Annotated in this window: 2 protein-coding genes; both read right to left on the bottom strand. The window is 41.1% G+C overall.

The features are described 5' to 3' along the window. Positions 1–58: 58 nt before the first annotated feature. Positions 59–709: an NAD(P)H-binding protein gene (locus FD44_RS09840; protein WP_010619143.1), complete on the bottom strand. Its 651-nt coding sequence runs from the start codon at positions 707–709 to the stop codon at positions 59–61. A 23-nt stretch (positions 710–732) separates the two neighbouring features. After that, positions 733–1,584 (bottom strand): aldo/keto reductase, encoded by an 852-nt coding sequence (locus tag FD44_RS09835; RefSeq protein ID WP_029327481.1) that lies wholly within the window; start codon positions 1,582–1,584, stop codon positions 733–735. Positions 1,585–1,614: the final 30 nt, after the last annotated feature.

Below are 1,614 nucleotides of genomic sequence, written 5' to 3'. Positions count from 1 at the left end.
CAACAGGAAAAAGTATAGAACCTCTTTTTTAAGATGAGCCGTGTTTTAATTTATTTTCTTAATATACCGGACGATCCTCACCCTGCGTCTCCGGATCCGCCATTCCCAAGCTATCATTTGATCCAAATGCTGGATCAGCAACAATTTTGAGAACAACATCCGCAACACTTTGGCGTGAACCTGATACACCCTCATATGATTCGTCACGATGAGTAACTGAGTACTTCACTTCGTCACGGTCATTCAACCATGGCAAACGGAGCGTTGTGTAGTCCAAACCGGACTCCGCTAACAACTTGTCTGAGTTGGTAGCAGCTGCTAACCCGGCCATAACTGATTGTTTGTTCCAGCGACCAAATTCACCAGGAACCTCGTCGTAAATGCCTAAGATATTAGTAAAGATAACGCGATTAACGTTTTCTTCCTTCATCCCCGCAATCACGTTCTTGGTCCAGTTGTTATTAGCAGTATGGTCAACAACCGCAACGAACACCATGTCCTGTCCAGCAACAGTTTGCTTAACAGCATCGGCATCCCCCAAATCAGCTTCAACCACGTTAACTCGTGGGTTGTCAGCCAAGTTGGCTAGTCGTTTACTGTTTCGAAGGGCCAAAGTTAGCTCAACGTCTTTAAATTGATCTTCCTTTAAAATTCGATCTTCAACGATACTTGCAATTTGTCCGTTGGCTGCAAAAATTAGTAATTTCATTTAAATACTTCCTTTTTCATTTATTAAAGAATATTATCTCCACCCAGTTGTTTAACCATATTTGGATCACGGTGGTCAAAGAAGGCAGATACCTTCATGTCAAGTTCCTTGATTTGATTCATTTCGGTATCACTTAATTCAAAATCAAAAATGTCGATATTTTGTTCCATTCGTTCCTTATGAACTGATTTGGCAAGACTGACAATTCCACGTTGGTAGAGCCAGCGAAGGACAACTTGGCCAACGCCCTTGTTATGGGCCTCACCAATTTTACTCAATGTTTCGTTGGTAAATAGGTTATGCTTTCCTTCAGCAAATGGTGCCCATGCCTCAGGTTGGATATTTAGCTTGTTGTTCCAATCAACTTCTTCATCTTGTTGGAACCAAGGATTAATTTCAATCTGATTCATCTGAGGCGTTACTTCAACATGCTGGTTTAAATCCATGAATCGATCTGCATTAAAGTTTGAAATACCGATGCCACGAACCTTTCCAGCCTTTTGAAGTTCCTCCATTGCGCGCCATGATCCAAAAATATCCCCATAAGGCTGATGAATTAAGAACATGTCCAAGTAATCAAGTTGCAACTTGTCTAAGGCTTCTTGAAATTCTTTCTTAGTTGCTTCATAACCAGTTGATGTCACCCAAACTTTTGTCGTCACAAACAAATCTTTACGGTCAACGTTAGATTCTTTAATTGCTTCGCCAACCTCGGCTTCATTACCATAAGCCTGCGCTGTATCGATTAAGCGATAACCGGCATCAATTGCGTCAAGAACGGCTTGCTTTGTCCCGCCACCCTCAACTTGAAAAACACCGAATCCAACTGCTGGAATCTCTAAACCATTGTTTAACTTAAATGTAGGTACTGTCATCATATAAAATCCTCCTCGTATTATTAAAAT

It is taken from the genome of Secundilactobacillus malefermentans DSM 5705 = KCTC 3548 (assembly GCF_001436395.1).
Taxonomy (GTDB): Bacteria; Bacillota; Bacilli; order Lactobacillales; family Lactobacillaceae; genus Secundilactobacillus; species Secundilactobacillus malefermentans.
The sequence above is the reverse complement of the archived record's forward strand: the minus strand, read 5'-3'. Positions and strand labels throughout refer to the sequence as shown.

Excerpts from the sequence above, each read along its gene's own strand:
- FD44_RS09840 (WP_010619143.1), bottom strand. The coding sequence starts at position 709 with ATGAAATTACTAATTTTTGCAGCCAACGGACAAATTGCAAGTATCGTT.
- FD44_RS09835 (WP_029327481.1), bottom strand. The coding sequence starts at position 1,584 with ATGACAGTACCTACATTTAAGTTAAACAATGGTTTAGAGATTCCAGCA.